Consider the following 579-nt stretch of genomic DNA (forward strand, 5'->3'; position numbering starts at 1 on the left):
CTAAGGAATATATGATGACCTTAGCTTAGCTTGGCACTTTTGTTTGGTTTTGAAGGAACAATCCTTCATTGAACCTTGAAAACTGGATAGCGAATATATAGACAAGATGCATCTCGATTGGTTTGTAAATACAAACCAACGAAGCTCAAAAGACTTGTCAAAACCGAATGGTTATCACAAGTTTAAAAGAGGTTTGTCAGAATCAAGGCATTCGAGGAAACACAGTGAATCATCACCGGAGTGTACAAGGTACGTACATGAGGATGATGATGAACGAAGTTGACGAAGAAGGCCGCAGATTATCACAAACCGAATGGTTAAGTTATGAAGAGCGTACGGTGGATGCCTTGGCACTAGGAGCCGATGAAGGACGGGACGAACACCGATATGCTTCGGGGAGCTGTAAGTAAGCTTTGATCCGGAGATTTCCGAATGGGGGAACCCCCTGCCCTTAACGGGCAGGAGTCATATCTGAATCCATAGGATATGGCAGGCAGACCCGGGGAACTGAAACATCTAAGTACCCGGAGGAAGAGAAAGCAAATGCGATTTCCCGAGTAGCGGCGAGCGAAAAGGAAA

Annotated in this window: 1 rRNA gene; it reads left to right on the forward strand. The window is 45.3% G+C overall.

Features of this window, described 5'->3' with window-relative positions:
* Window positions 1-315: 315 nt before the first annotated feature.
* Window positions 316-579: ribosomal RNA gene (locus ACFQRG_RS08185) — 23S ribosomal RNA — on the forward strand; the annotation flags it as partial.

Origin of the sequence: Scopulibacillus cellulosilyticus, from assembly GCF_042665295.1 — a bacterium.
Classification (GTDB): domain Bacteria; phylum Bacillota; class Bacilli; order Bacillales; family Sporolactobacillaceae; genus Scopulibacillus_A; species Scopulibacillus_A cellulosilyticus.